17 protein-coding genes and 1 pseudogene are annotated in these 21,239 nt (G+C 38.3%); 4 read left to right on the plus strand and 14 right to left on the minus strand.

What is annotated here, in order from left to right; genetic code table 11:
* Nucleotides 1-3: 3 nt before the first annotated feature.
* The 10 genes and pseudogenes from JFT95_RS15745 to hflX form a co-directional block, all read right to left on the minus strand.
* Nucleotides 4-897 carry a glycosyltransferase family 2 protein gene (locus tag JFT95_RS15745; protein ID WP_201052766.1) on the minus strand — a complete coding sequence of 298 codons (894 nt, stop codon included), beginning with the start codon at nucleotides 895-897 and terminating at the stop codon, nucleotides 4-6.
* Between the two features lie 5 nt (nucleotides 898-902).
* The gene (locus JFT95_RS15750; protein ID WP_002128605.1) at nucleotides 903-2,012 is read right to left on the minus strand and encodes a glycosyltransferase family 1 protein; all 1,110 of its coding nucleotides are present in this window, start codon (nucleotides 2,010-2,012) and stop codon (nucleotides 903-905) included.
* A complete protein-coding gene (locus JFT95_RS15755) occupies nucleotides 1,997-3,154 on the minus strand; it encodes a glycosyltransferase family 4 protein (protein WP_201052767.1) in 1,158 nt (385 codons plus the stop codon). Before JFT95_RS15755 ends, JFT95_RS15750 begins: the two co-directional genes overlap by 16 nt.
* Before the next feature lie 29 nt (nucleotides 3,155-3,183).
* Nucleotides 3,184-5,013, minus strand: coding sequence for a polysaccharide biosynthesis protein (locus tag JFT95_RS15760; protein WP_012261457.1), 1,830 nt, complete (start codon nucleotides 5,011-5,013; stop codon nucleotides 3,184-3,186).
* Between the two features lie 305 nt (nucleotides 5,014-5,318).
* Nucleotides 5,319-5,981, minus strand: a complete 663-nt coding sequence (locus JFT95_RS15765) for a CpsD/CapB family tyrosine-protein kinase (RefSeq protein WP_131245275.1) — start codon at nucleotides 5,979-5,981, stop codon at nucleotides 5,319-5,321.
* Nucleotides 5,930-6,669: pseudogene (locus JFT95_RS15770) on the minus strand (YveK family protein). Before JFT95_RS15770 ends, JFT95_RS15765 begins: the two are co-directional and overlap by 52 nt.
* Nucleotides 6,670-6,936: 267 nt before the next feature.
* Nucleotides 6,937-8,271 carry a type I glutamate--ammonia ligase gene (gene glnA, locus JFT95_RS15775; protein ID WP_002014472.1) on the minus strand — a complete coding sequence of 445 codons (1,335 nt, stop codon included), beginning with the start codon at nucleotides 8,269-8,271 and terminating at the stop codon, nucleotides 6,937-6,939.
* A gap of 48 nt (nucleotides 8,272-8,319) precedes the next feature.
* Complete coding sequence (gene glnR, locus JFT95_RS15780; protein ID WP_002014475.1) at nucleotides 8,320-8,709, minus strand: transcriptional repressor GlnR; 390 nt, start codon at nucleotides 8,707-8,709, stop codon at nucleotides 8,320-8,322.
* A 172-nt stretch (nucleotides 8,710-8,881) separates the two neighbouring features.
* Complete coding sequence (locus tag JFT95_RS15785) at nucleotides 8,882-10,153, minus strand: methionine gamma-lyase family protein (RefSeq protein WP_002128611.1); 1,272 nt, start codon at nucleotides 10,151-10,153, stop codon at nucleotides 8,882-8,884.
* Nucleotides 10,146-11,417, minus strand: a complete 1,272-nt coding sequence (gene hflX, locus JFT95_RS15790) for a GTPase HflX (protein WP_201052768.1) — start codon at nucleotides 11,415-11,417, stop codon at nucleotides 10,146-10,148. Before hflX ends, JFT95_RS15785 begins: the two co-directional genes overlap by 8 nt.
* 92 nt (nucleotides 11,418-11,509) lie before the next feature.
* Here hflX and JFT95_RS15795 point away from each other — a divergent pair, with 92 nt between their 5' ends.
* Nucleotides 11,510-12,133 (plus strand): trimeric intracellular cation channel family protein, encoded by a 624-nt coding sequence (locus tag JFT95_RS15795; RefSeq protein WP_201052770.1) that lies wholly within the window; start codon nucleotides 11,510-11,512, stop codon nucleotides 12,131-12,133.
* Nucleotides 12,134-12,232: 99 nt separating this feature from the next.
* Entirely contained in the window at nucleotides 12,233-12,370 is a 138-nt protein-coding gene (locus JFT95_RS15800; protein WP_201052771.1) for a hypothetical protein, read from the plus strand.
* A 31-nt stretch (nucleotides 12,371-12,401) separates the two neighbouring features.
* Here the strand turns inward: JFT95_RS15800 and spoVK are convergent, their stop codons facing one another.
* Nucleotides 12,402-13,358 (minus strand): stage V sporulation protein K, encoded by a 957-nt coding sequence (spoVK, locus tag JFT95_RS15805; protein ID WP_002014481.1) that lies wholly within the window; start codon nucleotides 13,356-13,358, stop codon nucleotides 12,402-12,404.
* A gap of 113 nt (nucleotides 13,359-13,471) precedes the next feature.
* Here spoVK and JFT95_RS15810 point away from each other — a divergent pair, with 113 nt between their 5' ends.
* The gene (locus JFT95_RS15810; protein WP_201052772.1) at nucleotides 13,472-14,488 is read left to right on the plus strand and encodes a tyrosine-type recombinase/integrase; all 1,017 of its coding nucleotides are present in this window, start codon (nucleotides 13,472-13,474) and stop codon (nucleotides 14,486-14,488) included.
* 61 nt (nucleotides 14,489-14,549) lie between these two features.
* Nucleotides 14,550-18,398 carry a Gly-Xaa-Xaa repeat protein gene (locus JFT95_RS15815; protein ID WP_201052773.1) on the plus strand — a complete coding sequence of 1,283 codons (3,849 nt, stop codon included), beginning with the start codon at nucleotides 14,550-14,552 and terminating at the stop codon, nucleotides 18,396-18,398.
* An 84-nt stretch (nucleotides 18,399-18,482) separates the two neighbouring features.
* On the opposite strand, the gene JFT95_RS15820 is transcribed toward JFT95_RS15815, so the two are convergent.
* The 3 genes from JFT95_RS15820 to miaA all read right to left on the minus strand — a co-directional run bounded on the left by JFT95_RS15820 (nucleotide 18,483) and on the right by miaA (nucleotide 21,131).
* A protein-coding gene (locus JFT95_RS15820) for an IS3 family transposase (RefSeq protein ID WP_157404958.1) occupies nucleotides 18,483-19,837 on the minus strand; the annotation gives its coding sequence in 2 pieces (ribosomal slippage) (nucleotides 18,483-19,384 and nucleotides 19,384-19,837; 1,356 coding nt in all).
* Nucleotides 19,838-19,931: 94 nt separating this feature from the next.
* Nucleotides 19,932-20,156: an RNA chaperone Hfq gene (gene hfq, locus JFT95_RS15825; protein ID WP_000813896.1), complete on the minus strand. Its 225-nt coding sequence runs from the start codon at nucleotides 20,154-20,156 to the stop codon at nucleotides 19,932-19,934.
* Between the two features lie 21 nt (nucleotides 20,157-20,177).
* Nucleotides 20,178-21,131 carry a tRNA (adenosine(37)-N6)-dimethylallyltransferase MiaA gene (miaA, locus tag JFT95_RS15830; RefSeq protein WP_201052774.1) on the minus strand — a complete coding sequence of 318 codons (954 nt, stop codon included), beginning with the start codon at nucleotides 21,129-21,131 and terminating at the stop codon, nucleotides 20,178-20,180.
* Nucleotides 21,132-21,239 lie beyond the last annotated feature (108 nt).

Raw genomic sequence — 21,239 nt, forward strand, 5'->3', positions numbered from 1 at the left:
TCCCTATATATTTACTTCCATTCTTGTTTTCATTGTAATGTAACTATAAAGAATAACTCCAAATGGCAATGCGCAAATCGTAAGACCTTTGCATGGCGACTCTTGCATAAATCTTTTATTTTTTGCTATAAAACTACTAGATACATAATGTACAGCTTGCCTATACTTGAATACTCGATTAGTAAATGGTAATTTCATAAGTTCCTTACGATAAAAAGCAAAACCTCTTGGATTTTTACGATATTGATTTAGCATATTCATTGATGAACCGTCAGGCATGTATTCAACATAGCAAAGAGGTTCGTTCATCAGTAACATCTCATACTGCTGATCTAACATATAATATTTATATGCTAACCCAACATATTTTTCATTTTTAAAAATTGGGTATGGATATTTCTTAGTCAATTCTGTGCGATAGACTAATTTTTTATCACCTGTGACACCATGTTTGTTGTAAAGATTAAACAACGTGGAATATTTAAGGTTTTCTGGTAACTTTGAGCCAATTATTTGCCCATTTGTATACAAATCCAATCCAATTATCCCACTAACTTCATCATTCCCATATCTACTCCAAAAAGAAAGGATTTTTTCTACAGCATCGTCTGGCATATAATCATCAGAATCAATACAAATATTTAACTCCGTATCAATCATTTCGTATGCTGTATTGTGAGCACCATGCATCCCTTGATTTTGTTGCCAATGATACATAATTTTTATATATTTTTCAGCAATCCAGCTATCCACCAATTCTTTTGTGTTATCACTAGATCCATCATCTATTATTAACCAAATAAAATTCTTACATGTTTGACGTTTTAAACTCTCATAACAATTTGTAAGACAATATGCTCTATTATAAGTAGGGGTGAAAATCGTTAAATTCTTCAAATTACTCACCTCGAAAGTACGGAATAATAGTCGTGAGTTAATTCTGCCGTATGTTTTATATCGTAGCCTTTCTCCAAAAATACTTGAGCTGGTATTTCCCTCGGAAAATTACTAATTTCTATATTTTTCATTTTTTCTATCCAAGCCATTTTATCTGCTAGAGGAACATGTTCAACTAGATTCATTCCCAAATCCACTTCTTTCGTAATAGCATCCGATATAATACAAGGCAAACCAACTCCTTGCGCCTCTATGAGAGTAAGTGGCAATCCCTCATGTATGGATGGAAAAACAAATACATCAAATGCTTGAAGTATCCTTTCTATATCAGCTCGTATCCCAAGAAACCTTATATGCTTCTCCAAATTTAATTCCCTCACTTGATTTTCAATTTCCATACGAAGTGGCCCTTCGCCAGCTAATAAAAGAATTGAATTCGGCCTAAATCGAGTTAACTGCGCAAATACTTCTATAAGGTAAGCATGATTTTTTTGATGAGCAAATCTTCCAACATGGCCAATAACAAGAGCGTCTTGCTCAAGCTGTAATTCTTCTCTTACATGTTTTCTCATTTCTGGAATGAACAAAAATCTATCACAATCAATTCCATTTTTTAAGATTCTAGCTGTATCAGCTTTATCTGCAAATAACCATCTCGCAGCTGCATTTGAGCATGCTAACAAATGCGTTGCACATGTACCTATAGATTTTCCTGCATACCATTTATAGATTTTTGCAGTAGCACCACCTTCACTACTAGTATTGTGACTATGTGCAATCCTAACTGGCACCCTTGCTTTTTTAGCTGAACGAAGTACCAATCCACTCATTTTATCCATATGTGAATGAACGATTTTATATTGCGGATGAGAGCTAAAGAAGGTATTTAATGCCTTTATATAGCCTCTATGACCAACATCCGTAACATATGGAATTCTATGAACTTTTCCGCCCAACTTTACTATTTCTTCATCAAACACTCCTTCTTTACATGTTAAAAAATCAAATTGAACTTTGGAACGATCTATATTGCGATATAAATTCATAATTAAAGTTTCGGCTCCGCCTCTATTCATATTTACGACTACATGTAATACTCTCAATGGAGTGCCCAATTTAAATCCTCCATTCCATCCATATATGTTGTATAAATTTCTTGTTTCTCTTTCAACACTTCGTTAACTGAATATTCACTTGTAATAATAGTACGTCCACACTGTCCAAACTGAGCTTGTAATTTAGTATTTTTAGAAATAGTATTTATTCTTTCAGACATCGTCTTTATATCATCACGATCTATAATCCAACCATTTTTATTACTAATAATTAGCTCCCTATGTCCCCGATTGTCCGTAGCGATAACCGGAAGTCCACAAGCCATAGCTTCCATAATATTAACTGGTAAACCTTCCCGGTAACTCGATGCAACTGCAAGATCAGACATCTGTAACAAAGAGGCTATATCATTTCTATAACCAAGAAAGTGAACCATATTACTCACGCCTAGTTGAGTCGTTATTTTTTTGCACTCTTCCATTAACGGTCCTTCTCCAGCAAGTAAAAGCTTCGCATGTGGCATTTCATTTTTCAATTGTGCCAATACACGGATTAAAAAGCTTTGATTTTTATTCTTATTAAATTCAGCAGCATAAAACATTAAAAAATCTTGTGATTTATAGCCACATTGTAGCTTTAATTCTCGTTTCTCAATTTCAGTTACAGGAGTAAACCGTTGTACATCTATTCCTACACCGTGAACTAGCTTAATATCTTTCACTGGAAAGCGATGTTTAACTGCTAAATCATAATCTTCTTGGTTAATTGTTATTAGACAATCCGCATGAGAAGCTAGAATTCTTTCAATCGGATAATAAAGCAACCAATTCATATACGGTGATCCTTTACAAAAGTGAAATCCATGTGCTGTATATACGACTTTCGTTCCTTGCCGCCTGGCTTTCTGAGCAGCTAAACGAGCAATTACTCCTCCCATAGGCGTATGACAATGAATGATATGATATTTATTTTGATCAATAATTGATTTTAGTTTTTTATATGCGTGGATGTTTTGTATACTAAGAGGTGACCTTTGAATAGGAATATTATATTTTCGAGTTACGTACGGAAGATGTATATTCCCATTCGCTGCAACATGTACTTCCCATCCTTGTTCTGAAAACCATTTCAAATACGGTAAATGAAAAGCCTTAAAATGATAATCTACAGTTGCACAAAACAGAACTTTTTTAGACACCATCCCACGCACCCGTCTTATATAAATTTTTTCTATTGACCTGATACAGGTATTAACAGTTTTAAAGTTTTACGCTGATTTACTAACTTTAACAATCGTTTTCTTAATTCTACTTCGTTTAAATCTGTATAACTTGAAATAAACTCTTCAATTTCTTCTATACGAACATTCATTTCTTGTCCTACGTAAATCCTCGGATGAATTTGCTTTTCATTCATTTCATCTTCTTTTAGTAATTCTTCAAAAAGTTTCTCCCCTGGGCGTATACCAGTAAATTCTATTCCTATTTCATCCACAGAATTTCCTGATAATCGAATAAGATTTTTGGCAAGGTCGACTATTTTCACTGGTTCTCCCATATCCAATACAAAAATCTCTCCACCTTTAGCTAAAGCACCAGCTTGCACTACGAGTCTTGATGCTTCCGGGATTGTCATAAAATACCGAACCATATCAGGATGAGTAACTGTAACTGGTCCACCATTTTGAATTTGCTTCTTAAATAAAGGTATAACACTCCCTCTACTTCCTAAGACATTCCCAAAGCGTACAGTAACAAACTTTGTATGACTTATTTTATCTTTATGTTGAATTACCATCTCAGCTAATTTCTTTGTTGCTCCCATAACACTCGTCGGGTTCACAGCTTTATCAGAGGAAATCATAACAAACGTTCCTACTCCATGTGCTCTCGCTGCCTCTGATACATTCATAGTTCCAATCAAATTATTTTTAACAGCCTCTTCAGGATTATTCTCCATTAGTGGTACATGTTTATGTGCAGCTGCATGATATACAACATTCGGAAGATGTTTGCTCATAATTAATTGCATCTTCTTTTCATCTTGTATATCTGCGATTTCAGGAATAAACGTGCCTTTCATATCTCCATATTTTCTGTTTAATTCCATTTCTATAGAATAAATACTGTTCTCCCCATGCCCTAGTAAAATCAACTTTTTCGGCCTAAATTTTGCAATTTGTCTACAAATTTCCGAACCAATCGAACCTCCTGCACCAGTAACTAAAATAACCTTGTCAGTTATATAATCTGAAATAATATCCACATCAAGTTCTACAGGATCACGCCCTAATAAATCCTCTACTTGAACATCCCTGAATTCGTTCACCGATACTTTACCCGTTACTAAGTCTTCTAACATCGGAAGAATTTGAGTTTTCACTTCTGTTTTTAAACATCTTTTCAAAATAACATTTTGCTCTCTTTTGTTTAATGAGGGGATTGCCAAAATAATTATTTCAATATTCAGTTTTTTGACAGTGTACTCAATTTGATTCATACCACCAATTACTGGAATACCCCAAATATCAAGATTATGTTTTTTTGCATTGTCATCGATAAATGCGACTGGCATTAATTCAGCGGCACTATTCTTCAACAACTGCCTTGCAACCATTGTCCCAGCAGATCCCGCACCAACAATTAACGTTCTTTTTTTATCACCCTTTTTTACATAATAAATATCTCTGTACATTCTCCATATAAAACGTGAACCACCAATTAATAAAATATGAATCATCCAAGTTACAACTAACAGCCGAAAATACATTTTTGGCATGATTAGTTGCTGCACAACTGCTGTAGCAATTATAGAAAATGTAACAACTTTGCATATAATGAGTAATTCTCCTATACTTGCATATTCCCAAGCTTTATTATACAACTTATATATTAAAGCAAATAAATGATGACTGACTAATAGAGTGATAGAGCTAATAATTGATGATAAAGTGATAACACTAAAGCTAGCATTTACAAAGAAATAACTAAAGAAAATAGCACTTAACACAATCATTGAATCCATTAAAAGCAATAACGATATCCTCCGTCGATACGTCATGTAACTTCCTCCTTTAATCAATTCCATACTTAACTCTTTCAAATTTAAAGTTTCTAACTATATTCTCTTTATTAAAAACACATAGTTAGAAACTTTAATAAAATAGGGGCATCTAACCCTCCCTCACATTACACTCTTGATGACTCGCATCTAAGGTTGTTTTCACAACCCACAGCATAATCGAGTGCCTCCGTTGATAGCGGTAAGGAGACATCACCACATCGTATCCCTTTAAAAAATTCTTTATAAAGAACATCCTGATATAAGGATATTAAATTCATTTTTCTAAAGTACATTTATGTTATTTATACTTTTCCATTCAAAATCGCACCTAATATCCTACTTTTCGTAAAACTTAACGCCCTTTTCGTTTCAAGCGCATCTTCATTCACAGTATGATTATAACGTATCACCAATAATACACCTTCACACTTATCAGCCAATACACTTGTATCTGTTACTTCTAGTACAGGAGAAGAATCAAATAATATAATATCATATCGTTCCATTGCCTTTTGAACTAACATATCCATTGCACTCGAACTAAGTACTTCGGATGGATTGAATGGTACCGGTCCGCTAGTTAATACATCCAGACTTTCCATCTCTGTTTTTTTCACGGCACCCTCTAAAGTTGTTTTTCCGTTCAATATATCAATTAATCCAATTGTATTTTCTACTCCAAATATTTCATGAATCGTTGGTGTTCGTAAATTTGCATCTATTACCAATACTTTTTCACCTTTTTGTGCTATTGAGACTGCTAAATTAACTGTAATCGTTGATTTTCCTTCACCATACCTCGGAGAAGTAATAACTATAGTTCTGCTTTTATGAATAGATGAAGATAATTGAAGGTTTGTTCGAAGCGAACGATACTGCTCCGAAATTTTCGATCTTGGAGCGGTATGTACAATTATACTTTCTCCTTTAACTTTATTTGTTTTTCGTCTATTTTTGTAAGCCACTCCGTTCCCTCCCCCAATAATACCGTATTTTTTTACTGAATTTGTCTTTCACATTTTTTCTATTCATTTTAGATATTCCGCCCAAAACAGGGACATCTAACAATTGTTCAATTCGCCGTTCCGATTTGATTCTCTCATCAAGTGAATCCAATAAAAAAATGAATCCAATACTGAGCGCCATACCTATAGAGAATGCAATTAGTATCGTCTTAAAGTGATTTATATTTATAGGCATAGAATTTTTTTGAACTGGGTCTTCTGGTAATATACTCACATTATTAAAATTCAGTATATTCGCTACTTCTTTCTTATAAACAGCGGCTGTAGTATTTGCAATTTTATGAGCAAGCACAGGATCTATATCCACTACATTTATTCTCATAATCTGGGACCCTTGCACACTTTCTGTACTTATTTGTCCACTTAATGCACCTGCAGATCTGTTAATATTCAATTCAGCAGCCACTTTTTCTAATATTACAGGCTCATTTACCATCGCTTTCAATGTATTCATCGTTTCAGCATTAGCTTGAACAATAACCCTTGCTGAAGAGGCATATAATGGTGTTTTTACATATATAGTATACATCGCTCCTGCTACTGTAGTGAGAGTTGTAAATAATAGAAGTATCCAAATTCTTTTTCGTATAATAGTAAATAGATTTTTCAAATTTATTTCCTTATCCATAACTTCCCTCCTCATTTAAAACCAATGAGCTTCAACTTGAAATTGGCATCGAAAACTTAAGAAAAAACAATATTTTCATTCTTTTTAATATACAAACATTTCTAGTTAATGCCATTTTAGTTCTTTATACAGAACGAGTCAACACAAATTATTTTCACTAAATTACTTCCTGATGACACTAAAAAAATGCGACAATATTCGTGTTTTTTCACTGTAGATAAATGACGAAAAAGCCCTAATACCGTAGTATTAGGGCTTTTTTCTCTCTTAGTATAGAGACATATATTGGTCGCGTTCCCATTGGTGAACTTGCGTGCGGAAAATATCCCACTCAATTTCTTTTGCTTCAATGAAGTGCTCAAGTAAATGATCACCTAATGCGCCACATACGATTTCATTAGATTGTAAAGTAACTAACGCTTGCGCTAATGTTGCTGGTAAGTCAACGATACCTGCTTCTTCACGCTCTTCTTTTGTCATTACGTAGATGTTACGGTCTACTGCAGCTGGTGGAGTTAATTTATTTTTAATTCCATCAAGACCTGCTGCTAATAATGTAGCCATTACTAAATACGGGTTCGCAGCTGGGTCAACACTACGTACTTCTACGCGTGTACTAATACCACGAGATGCAGGAATACGCACTAATGGACTACGGTTTTGTGCAGACCATGCTACGTAACATGGAGCTTCATATCCAGGTACTAAACGCTTGTAAGAGTTTACAGTTGGGTTTGCTACCGCTGTAAATGCTGGCGCATGTTTTAAAATACCTGCGATGAAGTGACGAGCATCATCACTTAATTGTAAATCACCGTTTTGATCGAAGAATACGTTCTCACCATTTTTAAATAGTGATAAGTTACAGTGCATACCTGAACCGTTCACACCGTATAATGGTTTCGGCATAAATGTTGCGTGTAAACCATGTTTACGAGCAATCGTTCTTACAACAAGCTTGAATGTTTGAATGTCATCACATGAGCGAATTGCATTTGCATATTTAAAGTCAATTTCATGTTGACCTGGCGCAACCTCATGGTGAGATGCTTCAATTTCAAAGCCCATTTCTTCAAGTTCAAGAACGATATCACGACGACAGTTTTCCCCTAGATCCATCGGCGCAAGGTCGAAGTATCCACCGTTATCGTTCAATTCCAGTGTTGGATTTCCTTTTTCATCAACTTTAAATAGGAAGAATTCTGGCTCTGGTCCAAGATTGAAATCTGAGAATCCTAATGCTTCCATTTCTTTTAACACACGCTTTAAGTTGTTACGTGGGTCGCCATCAAATGGAGTACCATCAGCATTGTAAATATCACAGATTAAACGAGCTACTTTACCTTTTTCAGCTGTCCAAGGGAAAATTACCCAAGTATCTAAATCCGGATATAAATACATATCAGATTCTTCAATACGTACGAAACCTTCAATAGAAGATCCATCAAACATCATTTTGTTATCAAGAGCTTTTGTTAATTGGCTCACTGGAATTTCTACGTTTTTAATTACCCCTAAAAGGTCCGTAAATTGCAGACGGATATACTTTACATTCTCTTCTTTCGCCAAACGGAAAATATCTTCTTTTGTGTACCTAGCCATTATAAATTCCTCCTTAGTCCCTCTAAACACCTTCAGAATCAGTTATCTTTAGTGAAAAAACCTTGAAATGTCACCTTGTCGCAATGAGGTCCGATTAAATCTACCTGTATGTTGTAGTTCATCTCGAAGAATTTTGCGAAGCTCGGATTTTGAAATTTCTTTCGTTTCTTCTTTTACTTTCACTGCTTCTGTTTGATTTTCTTTCATTTGCAATACTTGTTTAATTCCGGCCATATTTAAGCCTTGATCTAACAAATCTTTAATTTCCAACAATTTATCTACATCGTTAAATGAAAATAATCTACGATTCCCTTTTGTACGGGTTGGAAAAATAAGATTATGCTCTTCATAGTAGCGAATTTGACGTGCAGATAATTGTGTTAAATCCATTACAATACCAATTGGAAACAGCGGAGCAGAACGTCTATCTTCTTTCATTGTTTCAGTTCCTCCTTCGCCTTAACTGTTTCTCATTTTATACCATGTTATGTTTAGTGTCAATAGATGTTAGCTTTTCTTACATGATTTTTTGTGAATTTTTTCATTTTTTTCTAATGGCACAAATCATTACTTTCACACGAAAAAAGCTGCCGAAATCGACAGCTTTCCTTTAAGAAATTGTTAATAGTTTTTTTTCAATTAACGCATCAATCGCAGAACAAATAGCAATCTTTACATGCGAATAAGTTAACCCACCTTGCACGTAAGCAACATAAGGCGGACGAATCGGACCATCAGCCGACAGCTCAATACTTGCACCTTGAATAAACGTCCCCGCAGCCATAATTACATCATCTTCATAACCCGGCATATAGTTTGCATATGGAGTGAAATGAGAATTAATTGGAGATGCATATTGAATCGCTTGACAGAACGCAATCATACGATCTTTATCATCAAATTGAACAGACTGAATTAAATCTGTTCTTGGTGCATTCCAAGCTGGTGATGTATTCATCCCTAACTTTCCTAAAAATGCAGCTGTAAAAATCGCACCTTTTAGCGCTTGTCCCGCTACATGCGGCGCTAAGAAGAAACCTTGATACATTTCTTGCAAACTGTATAAAGATGCCCCTGCTTCCGCACCGATCCCCGGAGATGTTAGACGATATGCACACGCTTCAACATACTGCTCTTTACCAACAATGTAACCACCAGTTTTAACAATTCCACCGCCAGGATTCTTAATAAGAGAGCCTGCCATTAAGTCCGCACCAACATGACATGGCTCTTCTTCTTCAATAAATTCGCCATAGCAGTTATCTACAAATACAACAACATCAGGTTTAATCTCTTTCACAAACGCAATCATCTCTTTAATTTGTGAAACAGTAAACGACGGACGAGTAGCATATCCTTTTGAACGCTGAATACCAATCATCTTCGTATTACTATGGATCGCAGCTGCAACAGCTTCAAAGTCCACAAATCCCTCTTCAGTTAACGGAACTGCGTTATAACCAATATTATATTCTTTAAATGAGCCTACACCTTTTCCGCGTACACCAACGATTTCTTCTAACGTATCATATGGTTTTCCTGTTATGTATAGCAGTTCATCTCCTGGACGTAAAATACCGAATAGAGCTGTCGAAATTGCGTGAGTACCTGAAATAATTTGCGGACGAACAAGACCCGCTTCTGCCCCAAATACATCAGCATACACTTTTTCTAACGTGTCACGACCAATATCATCATAACCATAACCTGTCGTCGGAATAAAATGCGAATCGCTAATTTTGTGTTTACGAAAACTTTCTAATACACGAAATTGGTTACTCTCAATCACTTCATCCACATGTTTATGTACTTCTATAATTTGACTTTCTACTTCTTTTACGATTGGAGCAATTTTTTCTCCATTTTTCAAACGATCAAACATTATTTTCTCCTTCTTCCACTAAAAATCTCTTTAATTGCCCCTTAAGCGATGAATGAGCAAATATATACCCTGTACAATCATATACAAATTTATCTTCTAGAAACTCCATTTTAGTTAATATTGTTTCTGTCTTTAAAAGCGTTAATAACCTACCTTCACTCGGAGGGATTTCCACTTGATAATCATCCATTTCTTCCTTCATCTTCGTTTCTAGCGCTTCTTTTATACGCAATAAATCACTTTCTTCAAAAGCACTAGTCATTAAGAAATCACTTTTCGGAAATGGAATGAAGTTTTGATGCAATTTATCTTTTTTATTATATAACGTAATAATAGGAATACGATTAATTTCAAGGTCCGACAATAATTGTTTTACTGTCTGCTCATGCCCTACATAATTAGGATCTGCAGAATCAACAACATGTAAAATAACATCCGCTTCCCCAGCTTCTTCTAACGTAGATCGAAAAGCAGCAATTAGTGACGTAGGTAAATCTTGTATAAAACCAACCGTATCAGTCAAAAGCACTGTATAACCAGAAGGTAGCGGCATCTTTCTTGTCGTCGGATCTAGCGTTGCAAACAATAAGTTTTCTCCAAACGTATCAGCTTCCGTTAATCTATTAAACAACGTAGATTTTCCTGCATTTGTATACCCAATTAACGCAACTTGAAACACTTTATTATCTTTTCTTCTCTCACGATATCTCTTTCGATGCTCCACAACAACCGCAAGTTGTCTCTTTATTTCATCAATACGAGATCGAATATGACGACGATCTGTCTCAAGCTTCGTCTCTCCTGGTCCCCTTGTACCAATTCCACCACCAAGACGCGATAAAGCAAGACCTTGTCCCATAAGGCGCGGCATTGTATATTGCAATTGAGCTAATTCTACTTGAAGCTTACCCTCTCTCGATTTCGCACGTTGCGCAAAAATATCTAGTATTAACTGCGTTCGGTCAATCACTCTCGCATCTAATACTGAAGATAAATTCCGAATTTGACTTGGTGTTAACTCATTATTAAAAACAATAACAGCTGGTTCTAATTCTTCCGTCAACGCTGCAAGCTCTTCTAGTTTACCTTTTCCTATATAAGTCGCCGGATGAAACTTCGGGCGCTTTTGCGTCGTTGATACTAACACTTCCGCTCGCGCAGTTTTCGCTAGCGATGCAAGCTCTTTCATGGAATGCATAAATTTTTCATCATCATCTTGTGGCAATTGACAGCCAACTAATATGATTTTTTCTTTTTCTTCCATCAAATATGTTCACTCATCCTTTTCGAAATTTAAACCTTCTAATATAATAGCAGAGGAAGCACATTTCATCTAGTTAGCGGGGGAGAAAATTCATGGCATGGGAGATTTTTAGCATCATAGGCACAATCGCTTTCGCACTAAGCGGAGCCATTGTTGCAATGGAAGAGGATTATGATATTTTCGGGGTATATATTTTAGGAATGGCAACCGCATTTGGGGGAGGTGCCCTTCGTAATTTATTAATCGGTTATCCAATCGTCGCGTTTTGGCAACAAGACATGTTATTCCAAATCGCACTATTATCAATGACGATCATTTTTCTTTTTCCTAATAAATTAATTAAGCATTGGAAAAAGTGGGAAAACATCACAGATGCCATCGGCTTATCAGCGTTCGCCGTACAAGGAGCTCTATACGCCCAAAAATTAAATTTACCAATTAGCGCTACAATTGTAGCTGCTGTTTTAACTGGCATTGGCGGCGGTATTATTCGTGATCTTTTAGCACGTAGAAAACCTCTCGTCCTTCGAGCTGATGTATATGCGTTTTGGACGATTTTAGCCGGTTTTTTGATTGGCGCTAAAGTCATCGTTAGCGATTGGGCTCTATACACCTTATTCATTTTAATTGTTTGCTTCCGCATGGTTTCTATTCATTACAAATGGCATTTACCGCATAGACACATCGATACAAAGGAGCGCTCAATGCATAAATAGCAATCTAACCTCTTTACATATCGTAAAGAGGTTTTTCTTTTCTAACGAGTTTTTCTTTACATAATGTTTATACTAATTTTTAAAGCGAGGTGAATGCAAATGACAAACCATGTTAATAAAGGAGCTCAAAAAAGCTCAGTAAACCAATTTGGACATGTTCCAAATTCAGCGCACGAAAAGAGCGCTAAAATGGAACGTCTTCATAAAACTCACCAAGAAAAAGCAAAAAAAGAGTAAACGAACTTATGCATAAAAACAGACGCACAGTTTACGTACTGTGCGTCTCCTCTTCAAGCATTAAATCCATACTTGATATCCCAATTAAATCATATTTATCATACGTATCCTCTTGTAACAATCGCATAGCTTGTGTACGAATCGATTTTTCAACAATATTCCGTACGTATCGCCCATTACTAAACGATGTAATTTGCGACGAATACTTTACCGCATGTAAATGATCTCGAAATTTCCACTCTGCTTCTTTAGATAACTGATATTCGCGCTCCTCATACATTCTCTTTCCAATTTCCAACAGCTGATTTACCGAGTAATCCGCAAATTCAATAATAAACGGAAAACGAGATTGTAACCCTGGATTTAATGAAAGAAAATGATTCATCTCTCTTGAATATCCAGCTAAAATTAATACAAAACCGTGCTGCTTATCTTCCATATGCTTCACAAGTGTATCAATAGCTTCCTTCCCAAAATCCTTCTCTCCCCCCCGCGCTAAAGAATACGCCTCATCAATAAACAAAATACCTCCCATGGCCTTTTTTATTAAATCTCTCGTCTTTTGCGCTGTATGACCGATATACTCCCCCACAAGATCAGCACGTTCTGCTTCAACTAAATGCCCCTTCGATAAAATATTCATCTCAAACAACAATTTCCCTATCATTCTAGCAACGGTTGTCTTCCCAGTACCGGGATTCCCCCTAAATAACATGTGAAGCACTTGCTTCTCAGATTTCAACCCCATCTCTTGTCTTTTTTTATTTACATAAATCCAAGCATAAATTTCTTTTATTATCTTTTTTATTTCATCCATCCCAACAAGCTTTCCCATCTCTTCTTCAATTCTCTGCAACATCTCATGTTTAGTAGTGGTTTCACTTGAAATTACCGTTTTATTTTCTGATGCCGGTAACGAAATTTTCTTTCGATGGTTTAATACAATATTAATTTGATTGTTATTTTTCTTACGCATCGATTGTTCCATACAATCACCTCATTTTATCCACTCACCAAATATTATTATTCCAGTCCCTCTTGCAAATGCCTATTTTCAGAAAAGTTTGTTATAATATAAGAAATAATCAAGGTGGTGGGACTATGGAAACAACGGAATTCCATGATACAATACAAGCCTTTTCTATTTTTTTATTGAATAAAGGCCGAAAGTCTTCAACCATTAAACGTTATGTTTATGACATTGAAGATTTTGGACATTGGTTAGAAAAAAACAAAAAGCTCCCTTCCAGTAATATATGGGCAACACTTTGTACAAAAGACTATGAAGATTACTTTTCAGACTTAAAAAAGAATCGACACTACTCTGAGAAAACAATGCATCGTGTATTTATTGTATTAAATAGAATGCATCATTTTCTTAACATTCCAAATCCATTGAATGATATGGAAATTACTATTCAACCAAACCGTGCATTGCGTAATGAAGATTTCATTTCATCCGATGAAGAAAAAAGATTAAAGCATATAGTCACTTCATTAGAAGGACTTTCAGAAAAACAACGTCCCGTTCGTCCATTATTAATGGATCGTAATATCGCCATTTTAAGTATATTAATCGACTACGGACTATCCTTACAAGAGCTTACAGCATTAACTATGCATCACGTTCATTTTGAAACTAATACACTTTCTATTCCAGCAACCGCAGGAGTAGAAAGAACAATCACATTAGCAATCGAAGACAAAAAACAACTGTACACATATTATAAAAGTATTCCAGAACCAGTTCGTCCTAAATACCATAGTAATGACCCGTTGTTTGTTGCATTCGATTTTAACCGCGGAACATACAGATGGGTATACGAAAACGATGCACCAAAAGCACTAACAGAAATCGCTATCCAAAAAATGATCCGACTTGAAGTAGCAAGAGCCAATTTACGTAAAGGCATTTCTGGACAACATTTCCGGAACACGTTTATTTTACGCCTAATAAAAAAACAAACCCCAGAGCCAGAAATCATAAAATTAGTTGGCTTCAAATCAAAAATTTCACTAAAGCGATATTATCAATATGCTGAAAATAAAAAAACGCCCTATAATAAGGCGTTTTTTTTATTTTTTCTCGAAAGAATCCATTTCACTATGACCATTTAACTACTCTCTGCATCTACTATGATGAGTTTCGTTCACATTCTTATTAGAAAGGAGAGATTTAATGTCTCGCTTTAACGACAATCAAAATAAATACTCCAATCCATGCTTTCCAACTAGCGCTGGACGAATTCCAACTTCCCCAACAATTCCAATTACTAAAGCGCAAATTAGAACATTCCGTGCAATCATTAACGATTTAATAAAAATAATCCCTAAACTTTTCGCCGATCCATCTCCCAAAAACATTGAGAATCTAATAGATACATTGCACCTACTAAGCAAATTCATCTGTTCACTAGACACTACTTCCGCTCTGAAAGCACAAGGATTAGCCATCATTAAAAACTTAATAACTATATTAAAAAATCCAACCTTCGTAGCAAGTGCTGTATTTGTTGAACTTCAAATTTTAATTAATTATTTACTTTACATTACAAAGTTATTCCGAATTGATCCTTGTACACTCCAAGAACTCCTTAAATTAATTGCAGAGTTACAAACTACTCTAGTTAATTCAGCTTCGTTCGGCAGAGGACCTACTGGACCTAGAGGTAACACGGGCGCTACTGGTGCTACCGGACCTAGAGGTAACACGGGCGTGACTGGTGCGACCGGACCTAGAGGTAACACGGGCGCTACTGGTGCTACCGGACCTAGAGGTAACACAGGTGCTACTGGTGCGACCGGACCTAGAGGTAACACGGGCGCTACTGGTGCTACCGGACCTAGAGGTAACACGGGCGCTACTGGTGCTACCGGACCTAGAGGTAACACAGGTGCTATTGGTGCTACAGGTGCTACCGGACCTAGAGGTAACACGGGCGCTACTGGTGCTACCGGACCTAGAGGTAACACGGGCGCCACTGGTGCGACCGGACCTAGAGGTAACACGGGCGCTACTGGTGCTACCGGACCTAGAGGTAACACAGGTGCTACTGGTGCTACTGGTTCCACTGGACCTCAAGGTCTTCAAGGTAACACAGGTGCTACTGGTTCCACTGGACCTCAAGGTGTTCAAGGTAATACAGGTGCTACTGGTTCCACTGGACCTCAAGGTGCTCAAGGTAACACGGGTGCTACTGGACCTCAAGGCGTTCAAGGTAACACAGGTGCTACCGGTTCCACTGGACCTCAAGGCGTTCAAGGTAACACAGGTGCTACTGGTGCTACTGGTTCCACTGGACCTCAAGGTCTTCAAGGTAACACAGGTGCTACTGGTTCCACTGGACCTCAAGGTGTTCAAGGTAACACAGGTGCTACCGGTTCCACTGGACCTCAAGGTGCTCAAGGTAACACGGGTGCTACTGGACCTCAAGGCGTTCAAGGTAACACAGGTGCTACCGGTTCCACTGGACCTCAAGGCGTTCAAGGTAACACAGGTGCTACTGGTTCCACTGGACCTCAAGGCGTTCAAGGTAACACAGGTGCTACTGGTTCCACTGGACCTCAAGGCGCTCAAGGTAACACGGGTGCTACCGGTTCCACTGGACCTCAAGGCGTTCAAGGTAACACAGGTGCTACTGGACCTCAAGGTCTTCAAGGTCTTCAAGGTAACACAGGTGCTACTGGTTCCACTGGACCTCAAGGCGTTCAAGGTAACACAGGTGCTACCGGTGCCACTGGACCTCAAGGCGTTCAAGGTAACACAGGTGCTACTGGTTCCACTGGACCTCAAGGCGCTCAAGGTAACACGGGTGCTACCGGTTCCACTGGACCTCAAGGCGTTCAAGGTAACACAGGTGCTACTGGACCTCAAGGCGCGCAAGGTAACACGGGTGCTACTGGACCTCAAGGCGTTCAAGGTAACACAGGTGCTACTGGACCTCAAGGTCTTCAAGGTCTTCAAGGTAACACAGGTGCTACTGGTTCCACTGGACCTCAAGGCGTTCAAGGTAACACAGGTGCTACCGGTGCCACTGGACCTCAAGGCGTTCAAGGTAACACAGGTGCTACTGGTTCCACTGGACCTCAAGGCGCTCAAGGTAACACGGGTGCTACCGGTTCCACTGGACCTCAAGGCGTTCAAGGTAACACAGGTGCTACTGGACCTCAAGGCGCGCAAGGTAACACGGGTGCTACTGGACCTCAAGGCGTTCAAGGTAACACAGGTGCTACTGGACCTCAAGGCGCGCAAGGTAACACAGGTGCTACTGGACCTCAAGGCGTTCAAGGTAACACAGGTGCTACTGGACCTCAAGGCGTTCAAGGTAACACAGGTGCCACTGGTTCCACTGGACCTCAAGGTATTCAAGGTATTCAAGGTAATACAGGTGCTACTGGACCTCAAGGCGTTCAAGGTAACACGGGTGCTACTGGACCTCAAGGCGTTCAAGGTAACACAGGTGCTACTGGACCTCAAGGCGTTCAAGGTAACACAGGTGCCACTGGTTCCACTGGTTCCACTGGACCTCAAGGTATTCAAGGCGTTCAAGGTAACACGGGTGCTACCGGACCTCAAGGTGCTCAAGGTAACACGGGTGCTACTGGTTCCACTGGACCTCAAGGTATTCAAGGTAACACGGGTGCTACTGGTATAGGAGTTACCGGACCTACTGGACCTTCTGGTGGGCCTCCTGGACCTACTGGACCTCAAGGTGCTCAAGGTAACACGGGTGCTACCGGACCTCAAGGCGCTCAAGGTAACACGGGTGCTACCGGACCTCAAGGCGCTCAAGGTAACACGGGTGCTACCGGACCTCAAGGTGCTCAAGGTAACACGGGTGCTACCGGACCTCAAGGCGCTCAAGGTAACACGGGTGCTACCGGACCTCAAGGTGCTCAAGGTAACACGGGTGCTACCGGACCTCAAGGTGCTCAAGGTAACACGGGTGCTACTGGTTCCACTGGACCTCAAGGTATTCAAGGTAACACGGGTGCTACTGGTATAGGAGTTACCGGACCTACTGGACCTTCTGGTGGGCCTCCTGGACCTACTGGACCTCAAGGTGCTCAAGGTAACACGGGTGCTACCGGACCTCAAGGCGCTCAAGGTAACACGGGTGCTACCGGACCTCAAGGTGCTCAAGGTAACACGGGTGCTACCGGACCTCAAGGTGCTCAAGGTAACACGGGTGCTACTGGTTCCACTGGACCTCAAGGTATTCAAGGTAACACGGGTGCTACCGGACCTCAAGGTGTTCAAGGTAACACAGGTGCTACTGGACCTCAAGGCACTCAAGGTAACACGGGTGCTACTGGTATAGGAGTTACCGGACCTACCGGACCTTCTGGTGGGCCTCCTGGACCTACTGGACCTCAAGGTATTCAAGGTATTCAAGGTATTCAAGGTAACACAGGTGCTACCGGACCTCAAGGTGTTCAAGGTAACACGGGTGCTACCGGACCTCAAGGTGCTCAAGGTAACACGGGTGCTACCGGACCTCAAGGCGCTCAAGGTAACACGGGTGCTACCGGACCTCAAGGCGCTCAAGGTAACACGGGTGCTACCGGACCTCAAGGTGTTCAAGGACCAACGGGTGCTACTGGTATAGGAGTTACCGGACCTACTGGACCTAGCTTCCCAGTAGCAACAATCGTTGTAACAAACAACATCCAACAAACAGTACTCCAATTTAATAACTTTATTTTTAGTACTGCAATTAACGTAAACAATATTATCTTTAACGGCACAAATACAGTTACTGTTATTAACGCTGGTATTTATGTAATTAGCGTATCTATTTCTACAACTGCGCCAGGATGCGCTCCACTTGGAGTAGGAATTTCAATTAATGGAGCAGTCGCTACTGACAACTTCTCTTCAAATCTAATAGGCGACTCACTTTCATTTACTACAATCGAAACATTAGCTGCCGGAGCAAACATTTCTGTCCAATCTACTCTTAACGAGATTACGATCCCTGCAACAGGAAACACTAACATTCGTCTTACTGTATTTAGAATCGCTTAAATTTCACTATTTATTGTTTATGACAAATAAAAAAAAAGAGCGAGAAACTGAAGTGACCCCTAAAAGTTAGACACGGTTATTTCATTAGGCTACTTGATCCAAATGAGTCCGGTATTGTACCGGGCTCATTTTTAATTTTGCCTTAATCCGTTTCTTATTATAATAATCTATATATTTTTCTAATTCTATTTTAAAATGCTCTATGCATTCAAATTCTTTTATATAGAGGAACTCCGACTTCATAATCCCAAAGAAATTCTCTATTACTGCGTTGTCGTAACAGTTTCCTTTTCGAGACATACTCTGTACGATAGCTCTTGATTCAAGTGTACGGACGTACTGTCTCATTTGATAATGCCATCCTTGATCCGAATGCATCAGTAGCTGGTGGTTTTCAGGTAAACGTTCTAATGCTTTCTCTAACATCTCTGAAACAAGTGAATACGCCGGTCTAGAACCAATTGTATAGGTAATAATCTCACCATTATACAAGTCTAATACAGGTGATACATACAGTTTTTCTCCAAATAATTTAAACTCTGTGATGTCTGTTACCCATTTTTGATTCGGTGCATCTGCATAAAAATTACGCTCTAAAATATTGGGTGCAATTTTACCGACTTTCCCTTTGTAGGATTTATATTTCTTCATACGCACAACACACTTTAATCCAAGCTCTTTCATAATACGTTGCACCTTTTTATGATTCACTTTCTGACCACGATTCGCTAACTCATCACGAATGCGACGGTAGCCATAACGACCTTCATTCTCCTCATAAATCACTTTAATCTCAGCTTTCAAATCGGCATCTACATCTGGGCGATTCATTTTCTTTACTAAATCATAATACGTGCTTCGTGGAATAGTAGCTAACTCGACGAGTGCCTTCACCGAATATTTATGCCTTAATTCATAGACTACTTGCGCTTTGTCTTGTTTAGTGACTTTTCCTTGTTTTGAACTAAGGCATTCAACTTTTTTAAGTACTCATTTTCCATTTCAAGCTGTTTAATACGTGCTTCAAGTGCTTCGACTGACCCTTCAGCTAAAGCTTGTTTTACTTGTTTATTTGACTCTTTTTTCATGGATGGACGCCCCTTTTTTTTAGATTGAAGGGCATCAATTCCTTGTGTTTCGAGTTGTTTTTTCCAAACAGAAATCGTTGAAGGGGCAGGAATGTTAAAGATAGCTGCCGTCTCAAATAAGGACATACCGTTTTCAATCATAAAGTTTAGTACGTCTAGTTTAAATTGTTGTGTGTAATTTGTACATCGTTTTAGAAAAGCTTCCACACCATTCTGCTTATATTGGTTTACCCAATTCAAAATGATTGTGCCACTTATACCGATCGCTCTACCCATTTCTCGATAACTTTCATTTCCGTTCAAATAACGTAGAACGATTTGTATTTTTTCATCAGCTGTAAATTTAGCCATAGAAAAACTGCACCTCCAATTGTTAGACTGTGTCTAACAATTGGGGGTGCAGTTCAAACTCGCTCTTTTTTTTTTTATGTACAATAATTCATTACTACTCTAATTCAATTGAAACATTTTTTTGTGGTACAAATGTAGAAATTGCATGTTTATAAATAAGCTGTTGCTTACCTTCTGTTTCCAGCAGGACTGTAAAATTATCAAATCCTTTAATTAATCCACGAAGCTGGAAACCATTTAATAAGTACAGCGTAACGAACGTATTCTCTTTACGGAGTTGATTTAAAAACTGATCTTGAATATTGATTGATTGCTTCATGTCGAATCCTCCTCTTTTTCTCTACTTACTATTATTCGACTTTAGTTGTAGCTTTCCTTCTATGTATCGTAAAATTTCTGACGTTTTTTCACCATCAGTAACATCGAACCACGTGACATCCATCTTATTACGGAACCACGTTAATTGACGTTTTGCATAACGGCGTGAATTCGTCTTTAATTGTGATACCGCTTCTTCTAAAGATACACGATTCTCAAAATAATCATATATCTCTTTATAACCAATCGCTTGAATAGATTGACAATCTCGCACTCCTCTTTCATGTAAACCTTTTACTTCTTCTAATAAACCTTGTTCAATCATTAGGTTAACACGTAAGTTAATGCGATCGTATAGCATTTCTCGATCCATTGTCAAGCCAATTAATGAAACATCGTACAATAACTGATTTTCTTGTTTTTCGAGCTGGTTACTCATTTTTTCACCCGTCGTGTGAAAAATTTCTAACGCCCGAATAACACGCCTTACATTATTGGCATGAATACGCTCCGCACTTTCTGGATCTACTTCTTGCAATTTTTTATGTACATATTCCACACCGTGTTCTAATGCTAACTTTTCCATCCGTTCTCGGTATGTAGCGTCCCCAGCCTCATCTGTAAACTGGTAATCGAATAGAACAGATTGTATATAGAGACCGGTTCCACCAACAATAATTGGTAATTTCCCGCGCTCTGTAATTTCTCGAATGCACTTACGGACACTTTCTTGAAATTCCGCCACAGAAAATGAATCTTCCGGATCTTTGATATCAATCATATAATGTGGAATTCCGTCCATCTCATCTGTCGTCACCTTTGCAGTCCCGATATCCATCGTACGATAAATTTGCATGGAATCACCACTAATAATCTCACCATTCAACGCTTTTGCAAGATCGATACTTAATTTCGTCTTTCCGACAGCAGTTGGCCCAATGATGACAGCAACTTTTTCACGTTGCACTTCTCCCATATCATTCAACTCTCTTTATGTAATATACTCCATCTATTGATTATACCCAATCTTACCAATTTTAACGGCATGATTGCAAGTTCTTTGAATCCAGTACATGAAATTACA

Origin of the sequence: Bacillus sp. TH17 (genome assembly GCF_016651125.1) — a bacterium.
GTDB lineage: Bacteria > Bacillota > Bacilli > Bacillales > Bacillaceae_G > Bacillus_A > Bacillus_A mycoides.